Source organism: Cyanobium sp. WKJ7-Wakatipu (genome assembly GCF_024345355.1).
Classification (GTDB): Bacteria; Cyanobacteriota; Cyanobacteriia; order PCC-6307; family Cyanobiaceae; genus Cyanobium_A; species Cyanobium_A usitatum.
In genome coordinates this window covers 124,444-144,705 of sequence record NZ_JAGQAY010000002.1, presented here as the reverse complement: position 1 = coordinate 144,705, position 20,262 = coordinate 124,444, and the positions used below count along the sequence as shown (strand labels likewise).

The following is a 20,262-nucleotide window of genomic DNA, read 5'->3' as shown; positions in this document are numbered from 1 at the left end:
GCCGCGGAGCCACGCCAGGGCGACTAACTCATAGTCGTTTCGACTTCGGGCAAGCTAAACTCTCCGTCAGTCGCAACACCTGCCAAGCCATGGATATCGCCAAGCCCAACACCAAGGCCAATCTCGAAGCCGCTTTTGGCGGCGAGAGCATGGCCAATCGCAAATACCTATTTTTCGCGGAGGTGGCCAAGCAGGTCGGCAACCCCGAGCTGGCCAAGCTGTTTCGCGACACCGCCGCCCAGGAAACCGAGCACGCCTTCGCCCACTTCCGGCTGCTCCATCCCGAACTCGTCATCGACGATCCCGCCAACCTCTCCGGCGAGCAGAAGCAGGCCCTGCTCAGCCGCTGCCTGGAGCTGGCGATCGAGGGCGAAACCTACGAATACACGACCATGTATCCGGAGTTTGCCGCCCAGGCCCGCACCGATCGCGATGGCGAAGCCGCAGCTGAATTCCAGGAGCAGATCGACGAATCACAGCAGCACGCCGGCATCTTTCGCACCGCCGCCAAAAACTTCGGCCTGCTGACGCCGATCGAGCAGGACCACGCCGAGCGCTACGGCATCGCCCTCGAAGCCCTGCAGGGCAAGGGGGTGGCAGGAGAGGCAGATGAGCCCGTAGCGGGCAAGTGGATCTGCAAACTGTGCTCGATGATTTACGACCCCACAGCAGGCGACCCCGATTCCGGCATCGCTCCGGGCACCCCCTTTGAGGCGATCCCCGACGACTGGCGTTGCCCGATCTGCGGCGCCCGCAAGGCCAGCTTCGTGCCTTACCGGGAGCCCCAACTTCTGGGTGTTTGATACTCCAACCGGGCTGCAAGTTATGTAGCACAGAACACTATCTCAACCAATTGCCACGCCGAAAGGTCCAGAGCAAAAACCCAGTTAAGCAATGGGGTTTCAGGGTCTAGGCCTAGATCCGCGCAGACCTTTTGCAGGGTGTAAAGGCAATCCCAAAGTAATTCAGTAAACGGCCGCGAATTTGCCGCCAGCCCGCTGCAATAGCTGCAGTTTTGACCCCAAGAATGGCCAGCGCCAGCACCGCTATCGCCTCAACCAGCAACTATCCCCTCGGGGTGCGGGCAACGGTGCGTTATCGGGGGTTCGTGCTGATCCCCCAGGCCGATTTCACCTGGCTGGTGCGCCCCGAGCGAAGTCCCATGCATCTGCTGCCATTTCGGGCACCGGCCAGCTCCCTAGCTGACGTCAAAGCCCTAGTTGATTGGCGCTTGGGCGAAGCAATTTAAGCAGCTTGATTTAGCCCAACCCGACTTCAAGCTGCCTGGGGAGGTGGCGTTGGATCGTGGTGGATGTGAAAAGGCAGCACCAGGGTGGCCCAGTGATCGGGGCGCTGGGGACGGGGACGGCGGGAGCGACGCACACCAAAAGGAACACGCACTACGTTTGTGCCCTCCACCCGCAGCACCTGGCCCGTTCCTGTATCAGTTCCAGTTCCAGTTCCGTCGTTGCTGCCCTTCATGGTCCCGAGAATGAATGGCTTAAGCGCTGATTGTGCCTGTTAACAGGAGTCAAGCTCGCACAGTGTGCGCCATGACGGCACTAATGAACAGTGGCAGCTGGTACCACTTGGGCCAGTTTCTGCTCTGCCAGCTCCTGCCCTGCCAGCTCCTCCATGCTCGGGCAGGTGCACACCAGGTTGCGATCGCCGTAGGCGTTGTCGATCCGGGCCACCGCCGGCCAAAACTTCGCTTGGCGCTGATCCTCACCAGCCGGAAATGCCGCCTGCTGGCGGGTATAGGGCCGATCCCAGTGGTCAGCAGTCACGGCAGCCAGGGTGTGGGGGGCTCGCTTGAGGGGGTTGTTGAGGGGATCGGCGCTGCCGGCCTCCAGCGCCGCGGCCTCCTGGCGGATCGCCACCATGGCCGCGCAGAAGCGGTCGAGCTCAGCGAGCGACTCGCTTTCCGTGGGTTCCACCATCACCGTGCCCGCCACTGGCCAGCTCACCGTGGGGGCATGGAAGCCGTAGTCCATCAGGCGCTTGGCCAGGTCATCGACGTCCAGGCCGCAGCTGCGCTTGAGCGGCCGCAGATCGAGGATGCACTCGTGGGCCACGCGCCCGCCAGCGCCCCGGTAGAGCACGGGGAAATGGGGCTCCAGGCGCTCGGCCAGCAGGTTGGCGGCCAGCAGGGCCACCTGGCTGGCCTGGCGCAGGCCCGCACCGCCCATCATGCGGATATACATCCAGCTGATTGCCAGAATCGAAGCACTGCCCAGGGGTGCCGCAGCCACGGGCCCCACCCCGCCAGCCTGGCCAGGGGCACCCGGCAAGAAGGGCAGTAGGTGGGATGCCACCGCAATCGGGCCCACGCCGGGGCCGCCGCCGCCGTGGGGAATGCAGAAGGTCTTGTGCAGGTTGAGGTGGCAGACATCGGCGCCATAGAGACCCGGCTTGCACAGGCCCACCTGGGCGTTGAGGTTGGCGCCATCGAGGTACACCTGGCCGCCGCGGGCGTGCACCAGCTCGCAGATACGGCGAATAGCCGGCTCAAACACGCCGTGGGTGGAGGGATAGGTGACCATCAGCGCCGCCAGCTGCTCGGCGTGGGCAGCGGCCTTAGCCTCCAGGTCGGCGAGATCAATGTTGCCGGCCTCATCGCAGGCCACCGCCACCACCTGCAGGCCGGCCATCACGGCGCTGGCTGGGTTTGTGCCGTGGGCACTGGTGGGAATCAAGCAAACGGTGCGATGGGCTTCCCCTCGGCTGCGGTGCCAGGCCCGGATCGCCAGCAGGCCGGCATATTCCCCCTGGGAGCCGGCATTGGGCTGCAGGGACACACCGGCAAAACCGGTGATCAGCGCCAGCCAGCGCTCCAGATCCGCTGCCAGAAGCTGGTATCCTGCGGCCTGCTCAGCCGGGGCGAAGGGGTGCGGCTGGCTGAAGGCCGGCCAGCTCACCGGCGCCAGCTCGGCGGCGGCATTGAGCTTCATGGTGCAGCTACCCAGCGGGATCATCCCGTGCACCAGCGATAAATCCTTAGCTGAAAGGCGCTGGATGTAGCGCAAAAGCTCGGTTTCACTGCGGTAGCGATGGAAGACGCTCTGCCGCAACCAAGGCTGCTGGCGCAGGGGCATGGCCGGGCCAGCAGGCGGGCTTTTGCCCAGCTCCCGCCAGGGCTCAGCGCACCCAGCCAGCTCCCGCAGCAGCCGCTCCAGCTCCTCGGCGCTGCTCAGCTCATCAAGGCTGATGCCAACGCCATCTTCTGCCTGGTGCAGGTTGAAGCCAGCCGCCAGGGCAGCGGCCACCAGCACCTCGGCTTGATCCGGCGGCAGGGGCAGCCACACCGTGTCAAAACCCTGGCCCGACAACACCGGCAGAGCGAGGGCCTCCAAGCCAGCCACAAGGGCCGCACGCAGGCTGAGCAAGCGCCGGGCGATCGCCTCCAGGCCATCGGGGCCATGGTGCACCGCATAAAAGCCAGCCATCACTGCCAGCAGCACCTGAGCGGTGCAGATGTTGCTGGTGGCCTTGTCGCGGCGGATGTGTTGTTCGCGGGTCTGCAGGGCCAGGCGCAGGGCCGGCTGGCCTGCCGCATCCAGCGAGCGCCCCACCAGGCGGCCGGGGATCTGGCGCTTGAACTGCTCGCCCGTGGCAAAAAAAGCGGCATGGGGACCACCAAAACCCAGCGGCACCCCCAGGCGCTGGGCGCTACCGACGGCGATATCAGCGCCGAGGTGGCCCACCGGCTCCAGCAGCACCTGGGCCAGGGGATCGATCGCCACAGCCGTGATCACCCCGGCCTGGCGGGCGCTAGACAGCAGCTCGCTGGGATCCCAGAGCCGGCCCTGGCGGCCAGGCAGCTGGATCAGCAAACCAAAAGCATCCGCTGGCAGGGTGGCCCCAGACAGCGACTCGGCTGCCACCAGCTCGAGCTGGATGCCCAAGGGCTCGGCCCGGGTTTGCAGCACCGCCAGGGTCTGGGGGAACACGGCCCGATCCACCAGAAAGCGGCCGGCCCCGGTGCGCTTGCAGACAGCGCTAGCCATGGCCATGGCCTCAGCGGCGGCGGTGGCCTCATCTAATAAGGAGGCATTGGCGATCGGCAGGCCGGTGAGCTCACTGATCAGGGTCTGAAAATTCAGCAGGGCCTCAAGCCGGCCCTGGGCAATTTCAGCCTGATAGGGGGTGTAGGCCGTGTACCAGGCGGGGTTTTCAAACACCTGGCGCTGGATCAGCGCCGGCGTGGCGGTGCCGTAGTAGCCCTGGCCGATCAAACTGCGCTGCAGCTGGTTGGCCGCAGCGATCTCGGCAAGTTCAGCCAGGGCCTGGGCCTCACTGCAGGGCTCGGGCAAACCCGCCGCCGAGGCCGCCGGATCTAGAAGCAAATCGGCGGGCACCACCTGGGCGGCCAGGGCCTCGAGGCTGGACGCTCCGAGTTCCGCCAACATCCGCTGCTGCTCAGCGGCGCTCGGACCGATGTGGCGCCCAATAAAGGAAAGGCCTGGTGCGGCCGCAGTGCCCATCAGGCGCCCTGGACCTTGGCGGAGTAGGTGGCCGCATCCAGCAGTCCAGCGAGCTGGGCCGGATCAGCTGGCTGGAGCACCAGCAGCCAACCCTCGCCGTAGGGATCGTTCTGCAGCTCCTCCGGGCTAGCTAGCACCGCCTCATTGCGGGCCAGCACCACACCGCTCACCGGCGCCAGCAGATCTTCCACCGCCTTCACCGATTCAACGCTGCCAAAACTGGCGCCCTGAACAAGGCTGGCGCCCACTGCGGGCAGCTCCACAAACACGATGTCGCCGAGCTGGTCGACGGCGAAGGCACTCAGGCCCAGCCGCAGCCTCTCGCCCTCAGGGCGCACGTATTCGTGGCTGTCGGCATAGCGGCAATCACCGGGGATGGGGAGCGCCATTGCAGAGCACCAAGTACGCGCCATTCTGTCGGAAATGGAGCGATAAACGGCGGTGAGATCGGCGGAATCAGACCTGGTGACCTGCCTGAGCCAGTGCCACCAGAGCCCGCTCCAGGGCGATCTGGGCATGGGCGCGGTGGGTGCCGCCCTGGGCAAACAGCACGTAGGGCTCCCGCAGCGGCGCATCGGCGGAAAACTCGCTGGTGCTGCCGTCGATGAAGGTGCCGCCCGCCATCACCAGGGCACTGGCGTAGCCGGGCATCGGCGCCGGCACCGGATCGAGGTAGGCGCCCACCGGTGATGCGGCCTGGAAGGCGCGGCAAACGGTTTTGAGCCGCTCGGGATCGCCGAGCCGCACCGCCTGGATTACGTCGCTGCGGGGGGCACCGGGCAGGGGCTGCACCGCGTAGCCCAGATCCGAGAAGACGGCCGCCACCAGCTCGCTGCAGATCAGGGCCTCAGCCACCATCTGGGGAGCCAGGAAAAGTCCCTGGGCCAGCAGGCGGTTGAGGTCGAAGCTGGTGCCCCCCTCGCCGCCGATGCCCGGCGCCGTGAGCCGGCAGCAGGCCTGCTCCACCAACTCAGCCCGGCCGGCCACGTAACCGCCGGTGGGGGCGATGGTGCCGCCGAGGTTTTTGATCAAGGAGCCGGCAATCAGATCGGCCCCCACCGCCGTGGGCTCCTGGGCCTCCACCAGCTCGCCGTAGCAGTTGTCGACAAACACCACGCAGCCGGGCTGGAGCGCTTTTACCCGCTCGCAGAGCAGGCCAATCTGGGCCACCGACAGGGACGGCCGCCAGCTGTAGCCGCAACTGCGCTGGATCAGCACCATGCGGGTAGGAATAGCCAGGGCGTCCTCCAGGCCGTCGAAATCGACACGGCCGGCGGCGGTGAGCGCCAGCTCGGCGTAGGCGATGCCGAATTCCGCCAGGGAGCCCTGGCCGCTGCCGCGGATGCCAATCACCTCTTCGAGGGTGTCGTAGGGGCGGCCGGTGAGGGCGAGCAGGCGGTCGCCGGGGCGCAGCACACCAAATAACGCCGCTGCTATGGCGTGGGTACCACTGACAAATTGCAGGCGCACGGCCGCCGCCTCGGCCTGCAGCACCCGGGCAAACACCCGATCCAGCAGCTCCCGGCCCTGATCGCCATGGCCGTAGCCGCTCACCGAAGCGAAGTGCTGGCTGCCGAGTCGCTCGGCGGCGAAAGCCTCAAGCACCCGGGCCAGCCGCGGCTGCACCTGGCTGGTGTGGTGGGCGGCGGCAGCGGCGGTTGAGGCCACTGCAGCGGCCACCCGCTCGGCGGCCCGACGGGCCAAGGCCTCCGCTGCATCCGCCATCTGCCTAGCCCTCAGGGAGTCCCATGTTGCCGGGCGACGCCTAGCTAGATTTCCCCCGCTGCCCAGGCGTGAATCGGGCGAGCACCACCCGGAGAGTTCCTTGGTAGTCAGCACCGATTCGGCCCAAGTTTTGGGTGCGGCCACACCCAGCGCGCTTGAGGATCAGCGCATCCGCGCTGCCGTATCCGAAAGGCGCCAACCCCTGCCGGGCCGCCAGCGCAAATTCAAGGGTGGCACCACCAGCTTCATGCTGGCGATGCACGTGGGGGCGGTGTTTGCCCTGCTGCCGCGCTTCTGGAGCTGGCAGGCCGTGGTGGTGCTGGCGGTGCTCTATTGGACCACCGTGCTGGGGGTGACCCTGGGACTGCACCGGATGCTGACCCACCGCAGCTTCAATGCCCCCCTGTGGCTGGAGCACCTCCTAGTGCTGATGGGAGCCCTGGCCTGCCAGAGCGGCCCGATCGAATGGGTGGGACTGCACCGCCACCACCACAAGTATTCCGACCAACCCAACGACCACCACGACGCGGCCCGGGGCCTGTGGTGGGCCCACAGCGACTGGATGCTGCACGAAATCCCGGCCCTGCAACACGTGGGTCGGCTCACCGGCGACCTGCAGCGCGACCCCTTCTACCGCTGGCTGGATCGCTGGTTTCTGCTGCTGCAGCTGCCGCTCGGCGTCGCTCTCTACTGGTATGGCGAACTGGCCGGCGTCCATGGCGGCGGCTTAGGCCTGGTGCTCTGGGCGATCCCCCTGCGCCTTGTGATCGTCTATCACGTCACCTGGCTGGTGAATTCCGCCACCCACTTCTGCGGCTACCGCAACTTCAATTCCCCCGACCTCTCTCGCAATTGCTGGTGGGTGGCAATCTTGAGCTTCGGCGAGGGCTGGCACAACAACCACCACGCCTTCCCCCATTCAGCGCGCCACGGCCTGCGCTGGTTTGAGTTCGACATCACCTGGCAGCACATCAAGCTGCTGCGCAAGCTTGGCTGGGCCAAGCGAGTGCGGGAAGCGAGCTACAACCCCTCCTGAGGGCTGGCGGGCGGAGCCTGGATCTGCTGCCTAATTGCAGCTGCTAGATCCAGTTTTGCCATGGCGCCGGTGGCCGTTAATCCCATCGCTTTGGCCTGCTGGCGCAGCAGCTCAAGAAACTGATCCGGCTCCAGCTCCGCCTCGCCCGTCGCCCCCAGCCGAGCCAGGGTGCGGCGCAGATCAGGGAGTTCGCTGTCGAGCTCAGCTGCCGAAAAATCGCGCTGGCCCGCCATCACCTCGGCAAACCGCTCCCGCCGCTGCCGCTTCTCGACCGGATAGGCAGCCAGCACGGGCTCGCGGCACAAACGCCAGGGCCGCCCCGCCGTGAACAGCTGGGCCAAAGCCGCACTCAAGGGCACCGCTTCGGCCGCATCGATCCGCAGATCAAAGGCCACCGGCGGCTGGCGCAGGCCCACAAACACCTCGAGCAGTTCGCCGGGTCCCAGCACCGGAGCGCCCTCGTCCTGCACGGGCAGGGCAGAGGTTTCCAGGGCCGCTACCAGCTCGGGGCTGTCGGCCAGGCGCTGGCGCAGGCCGTCGCCCAGGCTGCCGCCACGCACCTCGCGGGCCAGCAGCTGATTGATACGACCAAGGGCCAGGAACACCTCCGGGCCGGGGGAGGCCAGCTTGCCGTTGCGCAGCATCGAGAGCTGGGAGTTGTGGACCCGGCCCAGATCGAGGGCCTCAGCCAGGGCCGGCAACACCCGGTGCGACCAGCCGTTGCGCTCATGCCACACCTTGATCAGATGGGCAAAAGCGACCCGGCCCGATAGGAGATCTTCCCGGTACCCCACGCGATATGGATCCGTATTGCTACCATTCTACCGATCAGTACGGAGTCGGTCCGTTATGGCCGCACCAGTTAGTCCCAGCGCACCAGCCACCCAGCGCCTTGCCACCCGCAAGCCCGCCTTCATCAACCAAGGCGTCAGCGGCGAGCGCCGCGCCGAGGCCCTGCACCGGCCGCGCCATGGCGAGGCCGCTAGCACCCAGGGGTCGAAAACCACCCCCTGGGTCACCATCGGCTTCATGGCCGTGATCCATGTGCTGGCGCTGGTTGCCCTGCTGCCCCAGTTCTGGAGCGTGCCCGCCGTGGCCAGCTTCCTAGTGCTCTATTGGGTCACCGCCTGCCTGGGCGTGACGATCGGCTACCACCGCATGCTCAGCCACCGCGCCTTCCGGGTGCCCCAGTGGCTGGAGCGTTTCTTCGCCACCTGCGGCGCCCTCAGCTGCCAGCACGGCCCGATCGATTGGGTGGGCCTGCACCGCCACCACCACAAGTTTTCCGATACGGAAGTGGATCACCACACCAGCCTCAAGGGCTTCTGGTGGAGCCACATGGCCTGGATGCTCCAGGCCATCCCCGCCATGGCTGCCGTGCCCCGGCTCACCGGCGATATCGCCAAAGATCCCTACTACCGCTGGTTGAACACCAATTTCCTGTTGCTGCAGGCGCCCCTAGCGGCCCTGCTGTTTTGGATCGGCACCGCCACGGGCGCTGGTGGCTGGGCCCTGGTGCTCTGGGGCATCCCCCTACGCCTGGTCGTTGTGTACCACTGCACCTGGCTGGTGAATTCGGCCACCCACCTTTGGGGCAGCGTTGCCCACGACAGCGGTGACGGCTCCAAGAACAACTGGTGGGTCGCGGCGCTCACCTTCGGCGAGGGCTGGCACAACAACCACCACGCCTTTCCCCACTCGGCTCGCCACGGCTTTGGCCCCCAAATCGATCTCACCTGGCAGCACATCCGCCTGATGCGCTTCCTGGGCCTGGCCAAGCACGTACGCCTGCCCGCAGCTGCTGAGCCTCAGCAGACCTAAGGTCTAATCACCCCCTGATTTAGGGTGTTGGATCGGGTCTTGATCAATCTCCTACTTATTTGCCATGGCTAAGCGCGTTCAAGTCGTCCTCAACGCAGACGTTCTCAGCCTGGGCAAGAACGGTGATCTGGTGGAGGTAGCCCCCGGCTACGCCCGCAACTTCCTGGTTCCCACCGGCAAGGCCCAGCCCGTGACTGCAGCTGTGCTGCGCCAGGTGGAAGCGCGCCGCGCTAAGGAGGCGGAGCGTCAGGCTGCCCTCAAGGCTGAGGCGATCGCCTTCCGCACCGCCCTCGACACGATCGGCCGCTTCACGGTCAAGAAGCAAACCGGCGGCGACGACGTGCTGTTTGGCACCGTCACCAACGGTGACGTGGCCGAAGCGATCGAAGCTGCCACCAAGAAAGAAGTGGATCGCCGCAACATCACGGTGCCCGAAATCCACCGCACCGGCTCCTACAAGGTGCAGGTGAAGCTCCACCCCGAAGTCACCGCCGAGCTCAACCTGGAAGTCGCCAGCTTCTGAAGCCCGAGCCCCCGGTTGAAACCCCAGGGATAGGGCAGCTTGTGTGTTGAACCCCCACCGGTAGGGCCTGTGGGGTGGCCAAATGGCGCCGCCGCGCTCAAGATTGCCCTCCTGGCTAAGCGCCCCCAAAATCATGGTGAGCGTTCCCCTCAACCAATCCAGCAGCCGAGAATCCCGTTCAGACGGGCGCTCGGAAGCCCGTTTTGAGGCCCTGCCCGATTCGGTGCCGCCCCAGAACCTGGAGGCAGAAGAGGCCGTGCTGGGCGGCATCCTGCTCGACCCAGACGCCATCGGCCGCATCGCCGACGTGCTGCAGGCCGAGGCCTTTTATCTCGGCGCCCACCGCGAGATCTACCGCACGGCGGTGATGTTGCACAGCCAGAGCAAACCCACCGACCTCACGGCGATGTGCGCCTGGTTGGCGGACACCGGCGCCCTGGAGAAGGTGGGCGGTCAGGGCCGGCTGGTGGAGCTGGTGGAGCGCATCACCTCAACGGCCTCGATCGACCAGGTGGCCCGCCTGGTGATGGACAAGTTTTTGCGGCGCCAGTTGATCCGCTCCGGCAATGAGGTGATCGCCCTGGGCTTTGATCAAAGCAAGCCGATGGAGCAGGTGCTCGATGAGGCTGAGCAAAAGATCTTCGCGATCAGCCAGGAGAAGCCCAGCACCGGCCTCACCCCCACCGCCGAGATCCTCACCAGCACCTTCAACGAGATCGAGAGCCGCTCGCTGGGCACCTCCGTGGCCGGCATCCCGTGCAACTTCTACGACCTTGATGCCATTACCCAGGGCCTGCAGCGCAGCGATCTGATCATCGTGGCCGGCCGGCCGGCCATGGGCAAAACCTCAATCGTGCTCAACATCGCCAAAAACGTCGCCCAGCTCCACGCCCTGCCGGTGTGTGTGTTCTCCCTGGAGATGAGCAAGGAGCAGCTCACCTACCGACTGCTTTCAATGGAGGTGGGCATCGAAAGCGGCCGGCTGCGCACCGGCCGACTGCAGCAGGAAGAGTGGCCGCTGCTCGGGCAAGGCATCAATAGCCTGGGCCAACTGCCCCTCTTCCTCGACGACAAGCCCAATACCGGCGTGCTGGAGATGCGCTCCCTCTGCCGCCGGCTCATGGCCGAAACCGGCAAGGAGCTGGGCCTGATCGTGATCGACTACCTGCAGCTGATGGAGGGCTCCACCCCCGACAACCGGGTGCAGGAGCTCAGCCGCATCACCCGGGGCCTCAAGGGCATGGCCCGCGAGCTCAACGTGCCGGTGATCGCCCTATCCCAGCTGAGCCGCGGCGTCGAATCGCGCACCAACAAGCGGCCGATGCTCAGTGACCTGCGCGAATCGGGCTCAATCGAGCAGGACGCTGACTTGGTGCTGATGATCTACCGAGACGAGTACTACAACCCGGAAACCCCCGACCGGGGCATTACGGAAGTGATCGTGACCAAGCACCGCAACGGCCCAGTGGGCACGGTCAAGCTGTTGTTTGAGCCCCAGTTCACCCGCTTCCGCAACCTGGCGGCTTGAGCGGTGGCGCCTACGCAAGCACCCCTCAAAGTAGTGACGGTGCAAACCGGCCACCGCTACCCCGATCTCTGGGTGAGCCGGCTGGCGGCAATGGTGGCCCGGCAGCTGGGCGAACCCCATCGCTTCATCGTCTACACCGACAGGCCGGAACCAGGTCGCTTTGGCGAACCAATCGCCAGCCATCAACAGCTGGTGCAACAGGACCTAGAGGCCGGCAGCCTGCGGGGCTATTTCAGCAAACTGCGCCTGTTTGATCAGGCCCTCACCGGCAGCGATCCCTTCCTGTTTCTCGACTCCACACTGGTGATCAGGGCCGACCTAGCCCCCCTGGTGGAGCTCGGCCGCAACGCAAGCGCCAGCTTGATGGGCGTGCGCGACTGGAACTACCCGATCCTCAATTCCTCGGTGCTGTGGTGCCGTCCCGACGCCCACACCCAGGCGGTGTGGCAGTGCTGGCAGGAGGGTCGCTACGCCGGAGCACATTTTGCTGGAGACCAGAACTTCATCTTCCGTGTCTTCCAGGAGCTGGCGCCGGCAGCTCTTGCCTATTGGCCTGCGGAGCTGGTGCGCTCCTACAAGGTCCTGCGCAAGCTCGCCAGCCGCGATGCCGCCGCTGCCCAAAGCCAGCTGGAAGCCTGCACCATCCTCAAATTCCACGGCCGGCCCAAGCCCGAGGAAGTACTGCACCCCTGGCGCCATCCCCGGCGCACGATCCTGCGCCATCCACTGCAGCCCAAGCTCTGGGGCTATCTCGCCGGCGAGATCCGCAACCACTGGCACTGAAAAAGGCAGGCTTGCCTCTTAAATAAACAAATGCCGTTCAGCACCCCAGCCACCCAGACGTGCGTCGAACCCTGCACCGAGCACTTCGACTTGATCGTGGTGGGCGGCGGCCACGCCGGCTGTGAGGCCGCCATCACCGCCGCTCGGCTGGGGCTAAACACGGCCCTGTTTTCACTCAACCTCGATCGCATCGCCTGGCAGCCCTGCAACCCGGCGGTGGGCGGTCCGGCCAAGAGCCAGCTGGTGCATGAGGTGGATGCCCTCGGAGGCGTGATCGGCCGGCTGGCCGATGCCACAGCCCTGCAGAAGCGGGTGCTCAATGCCAGCCGCGGCCCCGCTGTGTGGGCCCTGCGCGCCCAGACCGACAAGCGCCAGTACGCCCGCCAAATGCTGCAGCTGCTGCAGCACACGCCAAACCTGGCCCTGCGCGAAGCGATGGTGACCGGGCTGGTAGTGGAGGGCACCCCCGGCGAAGACGCCCGCATCAGCGGCATCAGCACCTACTTCGGCAGCAGCTACGGCGCCGCCGCCGTAATCCTCACCACCGGCACCTTCCTGGGCGGGCAGATCTGGGTGGGCAGCCAGTCGATGAGCGCCGGCCGGGCAGGAGAGCAGGCCGCCGTTGGCCTCAGCGAAGCCCTTGAGGCGCTGGGCTTCCAGATGGGCCGGCTCAAAACTGGCACCCCAGCCCGGGTAGACCGGCGCAGCATCGCCCTCGACCAACTCGAAGAGCAGCCAAGCGATGCCGTAGATCGCTTCTTCTCCTTTGATCCGGCCTCCTGGGTGAGCGGCGAGCAGATGAGCTGCCACATGACCCGCACCACGGCCGCCACCCACCAGCTGATCCGCGACAACCTGCACCTGACGCCGATCTACGGCGGCTTCATCGACAGCAAGGGGCCCCGCTACTGCCCCTCAATCGAAGACAAAATCGTGCGCTTCGCCGAGAAGGAAAGCCACCAGATCTTTCTCGAACCCGAGGGCCGCGACACGCCTGAGATCTACGTGCAGGGCTTCTCCACCGGCCTGCCGGAGCGGCTGCAGCTCGAACTGCTGCGCACCCTGCCGGGCCTGGAGCAATGCGTGATGCTGCGGCCCGCCTACGCCGTCGACTACGACTACCTGCCCGCCACCCAGCTCAAGCCGTCGCTGGAAACCAAGCGGGTAGCCGGGCTGTTTTGCGCCGGCCAGCTCAACGGCACCACCGGCTACGAGGAAGCCGCGGCCCAGGGCCTGGTGGCTGGCCTCAACGCCGCCCGCCTGGTGCGGGACCAAGAGCCGGTGCACTTCCCCAGGGAGGGCAGCTACATCGGCACCATGATCGATGACCTGATCAGCAAGGATCTGCGCGAGCCCTACCGCGTACTTACCAGCCGCAGTGAATACCGGCTGGTGCTGCGAGGCGACAACGCCGACCGGCGTCTCACCCCCCTAGGCCGGGAGCTGGGCCTGATCGACGAGCGGCGCTGGGCCATCTACACCGCCAAACAACAAGCCATCAGCGCCGAAAAACAGCGCCTGGAATCGGTGCGCCTCAAGGGCAGCGAACCGGCTGCCGCCGCCGTGGAGGCCCAGACCCAAGCCCCCATCAAGGGATCGATCACCTTGGCCGACCTGCTGCGCCGCTCCGGCTTCCACAGCAGCGATCTGGTGCGCCTAGGCCTGGCGCCGGTGGAGTTGCCGAGCGACGTCCGTGAGGGCGCTGAGATCGACATCAAATACAGCGGCTACCTGGCCCGCCAGCAGCAGCAGATCGACCAGGTGAAAAAGCAGGAGCACCGGGCCTTACCAGCAGACGTGGATTACGCCACCATTGCCACCCTTTCAAAGGAAGCCCGCGAGAAACTCAACTCAATCCAACCCCTCAGCCTGGGCCAGGCCGCCCGCATCCCCGGGGTTAGTCCTGCCGACGTCACGGCCCTGCTGCTCTGGCTGGAGCTACGCAAACGCCAAACCTCGTCAAGTCTGCAAAGGACCGTTAATCTTGATCCCACTAGATAAGGGGTAGCAGCAGGTGAGTCCGGTACGAGGCATACCTACCTCCCGGGCCTACTGGGAACTCAAGGCAGAGCAGGTGCTCAATCGGGTGTTCGAGCCCGAAAAGCCGATTGAGGTGGAGGTCTGCGACACGCCCGCAGCATTTTCCAATCCCGGCAGCATCCCCGTAGAGCTGCATGATCTGCCGCCAGCCCCAGTCAAACAACCAACTTCCAAACCAAAGCAGGCCTCCGCAAAGCGGCACCCACCCAGGGCAGGCAGCGCCCTGCAGCGGCTTGCGGATCAGGTTGGCCGCCAGCCCATCCTGCTATTGGCAGGAGCCAGTGTGACTGTGATGGTGGTGGCAGGAATGGCCCTGGCCGTGCTCGGCCTCTGGAACCAGAGCCAGCAGGCCATCCGCCAGGAGCGCAACATGCTGCTGATCGAGCGGCTGCGCACCATGGGGCCCGGCACAACCCCAGCCCAAGCAAACGAGCCCGCCCAGGCAGCCAGCGCCGTTGGGGCAGGGGGAGACGGAGAGCTGCCCCCACCGCCTCCAGGCGAACCCTGGATGGAAGAGCTGGCAACCCTGCCAGCCAGCAGCGCCCCAGCAGCCGACGTACTCAAAGTGCCCATCAACAGCCGCCTCACCAGTCCGGCACCCGCTGCCACCGGCTCAGCCAGCACCCCTGGGGGCAGCGCCTCGAGTGGTGCTGGTAATAGTGGGGGTGGCAATAATGGCGGTGGTGGCAACGCTCCCCAGCTCGTGGGAGTGGTGCAGGTGCCAGGGCAAAGCGGCTCAGCAATCTTTCAGCTGGGCGGTAGCTCTACCAGCGCCGCCGTGGGCGAGAGCATCGGCAGCAGCGGCTGGCGATTGCGCTCAGCCAGTGGTGATACGGCGGTCATTGAGAAGGGCGGCGAGCAGCGCCGCATCAGCATCAGCAGCGGCTTTTGAGCCCAACTCAAACTGCCGTCAATCGAACAAGCGTTATCAGCGTTTGCTTCAACAGCTCGGCAGTAATTGAATCACTGCTTCGCACAATACCAACAAATACAACCATTATTTTAGTAGATAATGGATCTAGAGATGTAGAAATTATCCAAGACTTGGCAAAGACATATAATGCTCAATTAATTAGCAACCCAGGCAACTCAGGCTTCGGCAGCGCATGCAATCAGGGAGCAAGTCTCTGCAAGAGCGAATTTGTCTTCTTTATTAATCCAGATAGCATACTGGAGCCCTCAACAATCGCACTGCTGGAATCGGCGGCAGACACCCACCCAAAAGCCTCCTGCTTTAACCCTCGCATCCTTAATAGCCACGGAAAAGATTCATTTAAACGGCGCAGCTGCCTACTAAAAGCGGAGCAAGTTATGCCCCGTGGCACGCCTCTAGAAGCATGCGAGATTCCCATACTCTCCGGCGCTGCACTCTTTGCTAGAAAAGAAGACTTTGATCGCATTGGCGGATTTGATAATAATATTTTTTTGTATCACGAAGATGACGACATTAGCATAAGATTTCGCAAGCAAACGGGGCAAGCTTGGATTATTCCCGAAGCACGAGTTGTGCACCTGAGCGGTCATTCAAGCGGCCGCTCAGCCGCAACGACAGCCCTAAAGGCTTGGCACATGGGACGATCACTTGTTTATACGACTACCAAGCACCATATCAATCACGCTTATCGCAATGCACTTTTTTCAGCCTTGAAGCAGTTTTTATCGCCCGTAACAATCTTAAGCAAGCGCAAATTCTGGAAACATCGAGCATTTCTGCAGGGAGTTCTCAGCGCTCGCAAAGATCAAGGTACCTCAAGTCTGCCATGCCCCTATGACATCAAGCGACCATAAAGAGCATTAATCCTGTGGGCCTCACGCTCTAGCGAATACTGCTCAACCATGCGCTGGCGTCCGTGCTTTCCCATGCGCCACAATAAGTCAGGATCAGCGAGTAGTCTTCGCAAGACCATAATCAGTGAATCAGTCGATCCAGTATCGAAGGATGAGCCCACCTCGTAATCCACAACCTGTGGCCAGATTCCCGCACCGGAAACCAATACTGCACGACCACAGGCCATAGCCTCTAAGGGGGTAAGACCAAAACCCTCAGTGCGGGAAGCCGCCACACACAAAAGAATTCGGCGATAGCAGGCCAATACTTGTTCGCGATTGAGGTCACCCAAAAAAACAATGCGCTCTCCAAGACCGGCCGCACTAATTTTTTTCTGCATAATCTCAAAGAAGGTCATATCCTTGGCTTGACATAAACCCGTAAATACAGCCCCAAAATCAGGAAACTCTGGAAGCACCTTAATCAAAGCTTCTACCAATAGATCCGTACCCTTACTTGCCCTGATCCGACCAAAAGCGCCAATCCAATACAAACCCTGCAATTTAGAAGAAACCACAACCCCTGGCAAATCAACAGGCTGACGAAGGGTCGCCAGGCAGTCACCATCGAGAGGGGAGTAGTGGTCAACATCTACTCCATGATAAATAACTTCAGCCGGACAATCAAGAAAGCCTGCTGAACGTTCAGAAGTAGCAATAACGGCATCACAATTCCGCAGCAACGCAGCTAGGCACGCACCAGGCGGCTTTGGAGCTGCGGAAGTAAACAGGATTTTCCAAGGCTGATTTAATAGTTTTTTTAGTACAATTCCGCAAGCTATTTCAATATCTCGCCGGGCATGCCAAACCCGGCAGCGGCCCCAAGATGGTTGCGACCATCCCTGCCTCAACAGCTGTCCCCACCGCACTTGAGCAGGCAAACCCAGCCCGCCCCAATCCAGCAAGCCAATAGATAAATCCTGGCGCTGCAGAGGCACCAGTGCACGCACCGTCGCCGACACCCCTGTGTAACGGCGGTGCAGGTTTGTAACGACTACATCCGGCAATGCAACCGGCCGCTCGGTCGAGCCCAATCCCACTACCAAGACATGAGTAACTAGCCTAATCAACACAGGTCATGAGTCATTCTCATAACAGCGAATCACCTGCAAAGCTCACCGGAGCTGATTTGGCAGCTCAACCTCAGCGATGGCAGCACCGCCGCTGGCGATGGTCTGCTGAGCGGCCCCTGGCGCCTGCTGCTACTGGGTGACGGCAGCCCCACCCGGCACCTGGAGTCGCTCACGGGCAAACCGGTGGAGATCGAGCTGATCGCCATGGCGCCTGAGCCAGCCGGGGGCGGTGCCGGCGCGCCACCGCCCCCGGAAATCGTGGAGCTCGATGGTCCCCTGCTGCGTCGCCAGGTGTGGCTGCGCTGCGGCGACACAACCCTGGCCTGGGCAGAGAGCTGGTGGAATCAAAGCCAGGCAGACGCCTACCTGCAGCAGCGGGAGCTGCCGATCTGGCGCAGCCTGACGGCCAAACGGGCTGAACTGTTCCGCGAGGTAGATGGCCTGGCCCTTGTTGCTGCTCCCTGGCTCGAGCAGCGCTTTGGCCTGGCGGGTCCCTTCTGGAGTCGCCACTACCGCTTCTTCCGCGGGGGCAAGGAGCTCACCGTGATTCGGGAGGTGTTCTCGCCAGCCCTTGAGCACTGGCTGGGCCCAGCCAAGCTTTGTCACGATTTACAAACTCAGTAACGGCTTACAGCAATTCGCGGTTGACGGATTGACGCGCCTAGTGCTTTCTCCAGCATGGGGCCACTTGCGCCGGGGAGCCTGGCCATGACTACAAGCCTCTGGTTGAGCCTCACCGACCTCGGCCGCATCTACGGCATATCCGCCGTGCATTGCGGCCGGCTGCTCAGCGATGCCGGCCTGCGCCAGCAGAACGGTGCCCCCACCAGTACGGCCCTGCAACAGGGCCTGGCCTATCAACACCATCCCCATGCCACCTGCCCCAACGCCGTTTGGAACGGGGAAGGCTGCGCAACCCTGCTGCAGGAGCAGGGTCTGCGGCCCATGGCCGAGCGCAACCTGATCGACCAATGGGCAGACCTGCTCAGCGCCTTGGAACAGGGGTCCCCCTCGATCAACACCTCCGCCGAGGAGATGGCCAGCGACCTACCTGCAAACCTGGTGACTCAGGTGAATCAGGAGCTGCGCCAGCGGGGCTGCAACTTTCAGGTCGGCCCGCAGGCTCAACCCAAACGCAGGGCTTCTGCTTGCAGGCGCGCCCGCTCCAGCAGCTCCCGCAACTGATCCTCGTCGGTATGGCTGAGGTTGCTGCGTAGCAGCTTGGCGTGGGGAGCATGGGCGCGCAGGCGCTCAATCACCCGATCTGGCGTGGCTTCCCGCACCAGCAGGCACAGGGCCGCGCTACCGCGGGGCAGGGTCTCGCCCAGCTCGCGCATGAAGCCATCATTGATGCCGATGTCGGAAAGGGAGCCCGAGGCTGCGCCCACGCCCGCTCCCACGGCAGCACCCAGCAGGGGATTGAGAAACAGCAGACCCACCAAGGTGCCCCAAAAGCCACCGCCTAGGGCGCCAGCAGCGGTGAGATTGATGGCCTGACGCAGGTGCACTTGGCCCTCGCTGTCGTGCTCCACCACCACCGCATCCTCTAGGGCAATCAGCTGCTCACGCTGAATGTCCACCAGCTCGCGCCGCACCTGCTCGGCTTCTTCCGCCTTCGGAAAGCCAACCACCACAAGGCTGCCCATCTTTTAAGTGCATTTGAGACCAACCTAACCAGCTTGGCGGAGCGGGCCCTCAGCCACCAGCTCGGCGCCTGGTGGAGCGGGGCATGGCCCGGCCCGTGAGCTGGGATTGGGATGGAGGTTGCGATTGGGGCTGGGATTGGGGCGCAATAGACGGCTGCCGCTGCCAACGGGACAGGGCGAAAGCGTCATCTTCGGGCCATTCTTGCGGCTCCCTTTCTTGCGGCTCCCTTTCTTGGCTGGGCTGGCCCCGGAGCGGCTCGGCGCTGCGGCGAGAAATGGCATCAAGGCGGCGGCGCGGCCGGGCCTGGAAGCTGGGCTCAGGGCGAGCCTCCTGCCAGGGCTCGCTCCAGTCGTCCTCGTCTTCCAGGATCCAATCGAGCTTGTTTTCCACCCAACGACCCAGGCCATCGAGCCGGGGCATTCCGGCGGGGCCGGCGGGCCGGCGGCCTTCGCCCCGGTTGCCGCTGCGGGAGCCGGGGCGGGCACCGGACACCCCATCGACGAGCTGGCGGCCCGCACTCACCAGGCGATCTAAGTCTTTCCAGGATTCAGGCATGGCCCCAGGCTAAGGATCCAGCTAGCGACGGCGACCCGCCAGCCAGCGCTCCCGGCCCATCCCGACCAAGGCAATGGTGAGACCTCCGAATTCCAGGGTCCAGAGGAAAACGCCCATGGCAGTGCCGTGCTGCCGGGACCTTAGGCCGCCTGCTCAAATCTCAACAGACAACTGGCGTGCCAGCGGCCGCCGTGCAGCCGGTCGCAACAGAAGCGGCAGGCCAAACCCTGCACCCGGCGGCGGTAGGGGGCGCTGACGCCGCAATTGGGGCAAGAGGCCAGCCAGCGGGGCGCCCTGGTGCTGGAGGGCAAGGGGTAGCGGTGGCGGATGCTCACCTTGAAGCCAGCCTGGGCGCCGTTGATGGCGGCCATACGGGCGCGGAAGTGGGGTCCATGGGCCTCCTCGACACCCACCACCCGATCCACCCAGGCATGGATCATTTCGTGGCAGAGGGTGCTGAGGGTGGCTTCCTGCGGCAGGGGATCGAGCAGGGGCCGCGACAGCACGATTTCGCACAGGGGGCGCCCATCGGCATGGCGTCCGCGCCTATAGAGCCCGGCGGTGCGGCGCATGCGGCCATCGCTCCAGCGCAGATCCACTAATCGCTGACCAGCAGGCGCCAGGCTGCCGTCAAACCATTCCCGGTCGAGCCGGTGAAACAGCGGCAGCAGAGGCTCAAGGGGCATGCCGCCGAGGAACGCAGGGGCTGGGCGCATTGTGCCGAGCCCCTGCGCCAGGTCTCAAGATGCAAGGCCGTCGGTCAGACTCTGCACCTCTCAAGCGCAGCTGGAATCGAGATGGATTGGGGTATCGCCCGCGAGATCGGCACCAAGGCCCTAGCGGCCGGCGCAGGCTCCCTGCTGCTCTTCTGGACCGTGAACGCCGTGAAGCTGGTGCTCAGCGCCCGCGGCATCAACCCACTGATCAAGCAGTTTTTCACCCAGGTGGCCAGCGGCCAGGTGGACGGCGCCTACATGCTCACCACCAAGAACTACCGCTCCCACGTCAACCGGCAGCAGTTCATCCGCTTTCTGGCGGGACTGCAGCTAAACAAATACCGCAACCTCAAATCCGGCCGGCCCAGGCTTGATGAAGGCCAGCTGATCCTCACGGTGAAGCTCAAAAGCGAGGGCAAAGACGAGCTGCCCCTCGACTTCACCTTCGTCAAAATCGAAGAGCAGTGGCGGGTAGATCGGATCACCAAGCTCGCCGCGGCCTGA

The 20,262-nt window shown here is 64.4% G+C and carries 22 protein-coding genes; 13 read left to right on the top strand and 9 right to left on the bottom strand.

Annotation, left to right across the window (positions count from 1 at the left end):
* The first annotated feature begins 89 nt into the window (after window positions 1-89).
* Together KBY83_RS15350 and KBY83_RS01900 are read left to right on the top strand one after the other, a co-directional pair.
* A complete protein-coding gene (locus tag KBY83_RS15350; protein WP_261354153.1) occupies window positions 90-803 on the top strand; it encodes a rubrerythrin family protein in 714 nt (237 codons plus the stop codon).
* A gap of 224 nt (window positions 804-1,027) precedes the next feature.
* Window positions 1,028-1,249: a hypothetical protein gene (locus KBY83_RS01900; protein WP_106502698.1), complete on the top strand. Its 222-nt coding sequence runs from the start codon at window positions 1,028-1,030 to the stop codon at window positions 1,247-1,249.
* A 26-nt stretch (window positions 1,250-1,275) separates the two neighbouring features.
* Here KBY83_RS01900 and KBY83_RS01895 read toward each other — a convergent pair whose 3' ends face one another.
* The 4 genes from KBY83_RS01895 to KBY83_RS01880 form a co-directional block, all read right to left on the bottom strand.
* The gene (locus KBY83_RS01895; RefSeq protein ID WP_255018053.1) at window positions 1,276-1,482 is read right to left on the bottom strand and encodes a hypothetical protein; all 207 of its coding nucleotides are present in this window, start codon (window positions 1,480-1,482) and stop codon (window positions 1,276-1,278) included.
* A gap of 80 nt (window positions 1,483-1,562) precedes the next feature.
* A complete protein-coding gene (gene gcvP / locus KBY83_RS01890) occupies window positions 1,563-4,484 on the bottom strand; it encodes an aminomethyl-transferring glycine dehydrogenase (protein WP_255018052.1) in 2,922 nt (973 codons plus the stop codon).
* Window positions 4,484-4,873, bottom strand: a complete 390-nt coding sequence (gene gcvH / locus KBY83_RS01885; RefSeq protein WP_254960702.1) for a glycine cleavage system protein GcvH — start codon at window positions 4,871-4,873, stop codon at window positions 4,484-4,486. The genes gcvP and gcvH overlap by 1 nt, the downstream gene beginning before the upstream one ends.
* 67 nt (window positions 4,874-4,940) lie before the next feature.
* Window positions 4,941-6,209: a methionine gamma-lyase family protein gene (locus KBY83_RS01880; RefSeq protein WP_255018050.1), complete on the bottom strand. Its 1,269-nt coding sequence runs from the start codon at window positions 6,207-6,209 to the stop codon at window positions 4,941-4,943.
* 130 nt (window positions 6,210-6,339) lie between these two features.
* Between KBY83_RS01880 and KBY83_RS01875 the strand changes: the two genes are divergently transcribed.
* Window positions 6,340-7,245: a fatty acid desaturase gene (locus KBY83_RS01875; protein ID WP_255018106.1), complete on the top strand. Its 906-nt coding sequence runs from the start codon at window positions 6,340-6,342 to the stop codon at window positions 7,243-7,245.
* On the opposite strand, the gene KBY83_RS01870 is transcribed toward KBY83_RS01875, so the two are convergent.
* The gene (locus KBY83_RS01870) at window positions 7,230-8,039 is read right to left on the bottom strand and encodes a hypothetical protein (RefSeq protein ID WP_254997710.1); all 810 of its coding nucleotides are present in this window, start codon (window positions 8,037-8,039) and stop codon (window positions 7,230-7,232) included. The two genes, KBY83_RS01875 and KBY83_RS01870, sit on opposite strands and share 16 nt — an antisense overlap.
* Before the next feature lie 55 nt (window positions 8,040-8,094).
* Here KBY83_RS01870 and KBY83_RS01865 point away from each other — a divergent pair, with 55 nt between their 5' ends.
* The 7 genes from KBY83_RS01865 (at window position 8,095) to KBY83_RS01835 (ending at window position 15,728) form a co-directional block, all read left to right on the top strand.
* Complete coding sequence (locus tag KBY83_RS01865; RefSeq protein WP_255018049.1) at window positions 8,095-9,066, top strand: fatty acid desaturase; 972 nt, start codon at window positions 8,095-8,097, stop codon at window positions 9,064-9,066.
* A 64-nt stretch (window positions 9,067-9,130) separates the two neighbouring features.
* The gene (gene rplI, locus KBY83_RS01860; protein WP_254960710.1) at window positions 9,131-9,589 is read left to right on the top strand and encodes a 50S ribosomal protein L9; all 459 of its coding nucleotides are present in this window, start codon (window positions 9,131-9,133) and stop codon (window positions 9,587-9,589) included.
* Window positions 9,590-9,722: 133 nt separating this feature from the next.
* Window positions 9,723-11,117 carry a replicative DNA helicase gene (gene dnaB / locus KBY83_RS01855; RefSeq protein ID WP_255018048.1) on the top strand — a complete coding sequence of 465 codons (1,395 nt, stop codon included), beginning with the start codon at window positions 9,723-9,725 and terminating at the stop codon, window positions 11,115-11,117.
* Window positions 11,118-11,150: 33 nt separating this feature from the next.
* Window positions 11,151-11,900, top strand: coding sequence for a hypothetical protein (locus KBY83_RS01850; protein ID WP_255018047.1), 750 nt, complete (start codon window positions 11,151-11,153; stop codon window positions 11,898-11,900).
* Between the two features lie 30 nt (window positions 11,901-11,930).
* Window positions 11,931-13,901 carry a tRNA uridine-5-carboxymethylaminomethyl(34) synthesis enzyme MnmG gene (mnmG, locus tag KBY83_RS01845; protein WP_255018046.1) on the top strand — a complete coding sequence of 657 codons (1,971 nt, stop codon included), beginning with the start codon at window positions 11,931-11,933 and terminating at the stop codon, window positions 13,899-13,901.
* A 13-nt stretch (window positions 13,902-13,914) separates the two neighbouring features.
* Window positions 13,915-14,832 (top strand): hypothetical protein, encoded by a 918-nt coding sequence (locus KBY83_RS01840; RefSeq protein ID WP_255018045.1) that lies wholly within the window; start codon window positions 13,915-13,917, stop codon window positions 14,830-14,832.
* Entirely contained in the window at window positions 14,829-15,728 is a 900-nt protein-coding gene (locus KBY83_RS01835) for a glycosyltransferase family 2 protein (RefSeq protein WP_255018044.1), read from the top strand. The genes KBY83_RS01840 and KBY83_RS01835 overlap by 4 nt, the downstream gene beginning before the upstream one ends.
* On the opposite strand, the gene KBY83_RS15380 is transcribed toward KBY83_RS01835, so the two are convergent.
* The gene (locus tag KBY83_RS15380) at window positions 15,707-16,729 is read right to left on the bottom strand and encodes a glycosyltransferase family 4 protein (RefSeq protein WP_255018043.1); all 1,023 of its coding nucleotides are present in this window, start codon (window positions 16,727-16,729) and stop codon (window positions 15,707-15,709) included. The two genes, KBY83_RS01835 and KBY83_RS15380, sit on opposite strands and share 22 nt — an antisense overlap.
* A gap of 162 nt (window positions 16,730-16,891) precedes the next feature.
* On the opposite strand from KBY83_RS15380, the gene KBY83_RS01825 reads away from it, so the two are divergent.
* Together KBY83_RS01825 and KBY83_RS01820 are read left to right on the top strand one after the other, a co-directional pair.
* Window positions 16,892-17,464, top strand: a complete 573-nt coding sequence (locus KBY83_RS01825; RefSeq protein ID WP_255018105.1) for a chorismate lyase — start codon at window positions 16,892-16,894, stop codon at window positions 17,462-17,464.
* An 84-nt stretch (window positions 17,465-17,548) separates the two neighbouring features.
* Window positions 17,549-18,025: a hypothetical protein gene (locus KBY83_RS01820; RefSeq protein WP_255018041.1), complete on the top strand. Its 477-nt coding sequence runs from the start codon at window positions 17,549-17,551 to the stop codon at window positions 18,023-18,025.
* Here KBY83_RS01820 and KBY83_RS01815 read toward each other — a convergent pair.
* The 3 genes from KBY83_RS01815 to KBY83_RS01805 all read right to left on the bottom strand — a co-directional run bounded on the left by KBY83_RS01815 (window position 17,965) and on the right by KBY83_RS01805 (window position 19,728).
* Window positions 17,965-18,486 (bottom strand): DUF1269 domain-containing protein, encoded by a 522-nt coding sequence (locus KBY83_RS01815; RefSeq protein ID WP_106502683.1) that lies wholly within the window; start codon window positions 18,484-18,486, stop codon window positions 17,965-17,967. The two genes, KBY83_RS01820 and KBY83_RS01815, sit on opposite strands and share 61 nt — an antisense overlap.
* A 49-nt stretch (window positions 18,487-18,535) precedes the next feature.
* A complete protein-coding gene (locus tag KBY83_RS01810) occupies window positions 18,536-19,042 on the bottom strand; it encodes a hypothetical protein (protein ID WP_255018040.1) in 507 nt (168 codons plus the stop codon).
* 140 nt (window positions 19,043-19,182) lie between these two features.
* Complete coding sequence (locus tag KBY83_RS01805) at window positions 19,183-19,728, bottom strand: SprT family zinc-dependent metalloprotease (RefSeq protein WP_255018039.1); 546 nt, start codon at window positions 19,726-19,728, stop codon at window positions 19,183-19,185.
* A 111-nt stretch (window positions 19,729-19,839) separates the two neighbouring features.
* Here KBY83_RS01805 and KBY83_RS01800 point away from each other — a divergent pair, with 111 nt between their 5' ends.
* Window positions 19,840-20,262, top strand: coding sequence for a hypothetical protein (locus KBY83_RS01800; protein WP_254942972.1), 423 nt, complete (start codon window positions 19,840-19,842; stop codon window positions 20,260-20,262).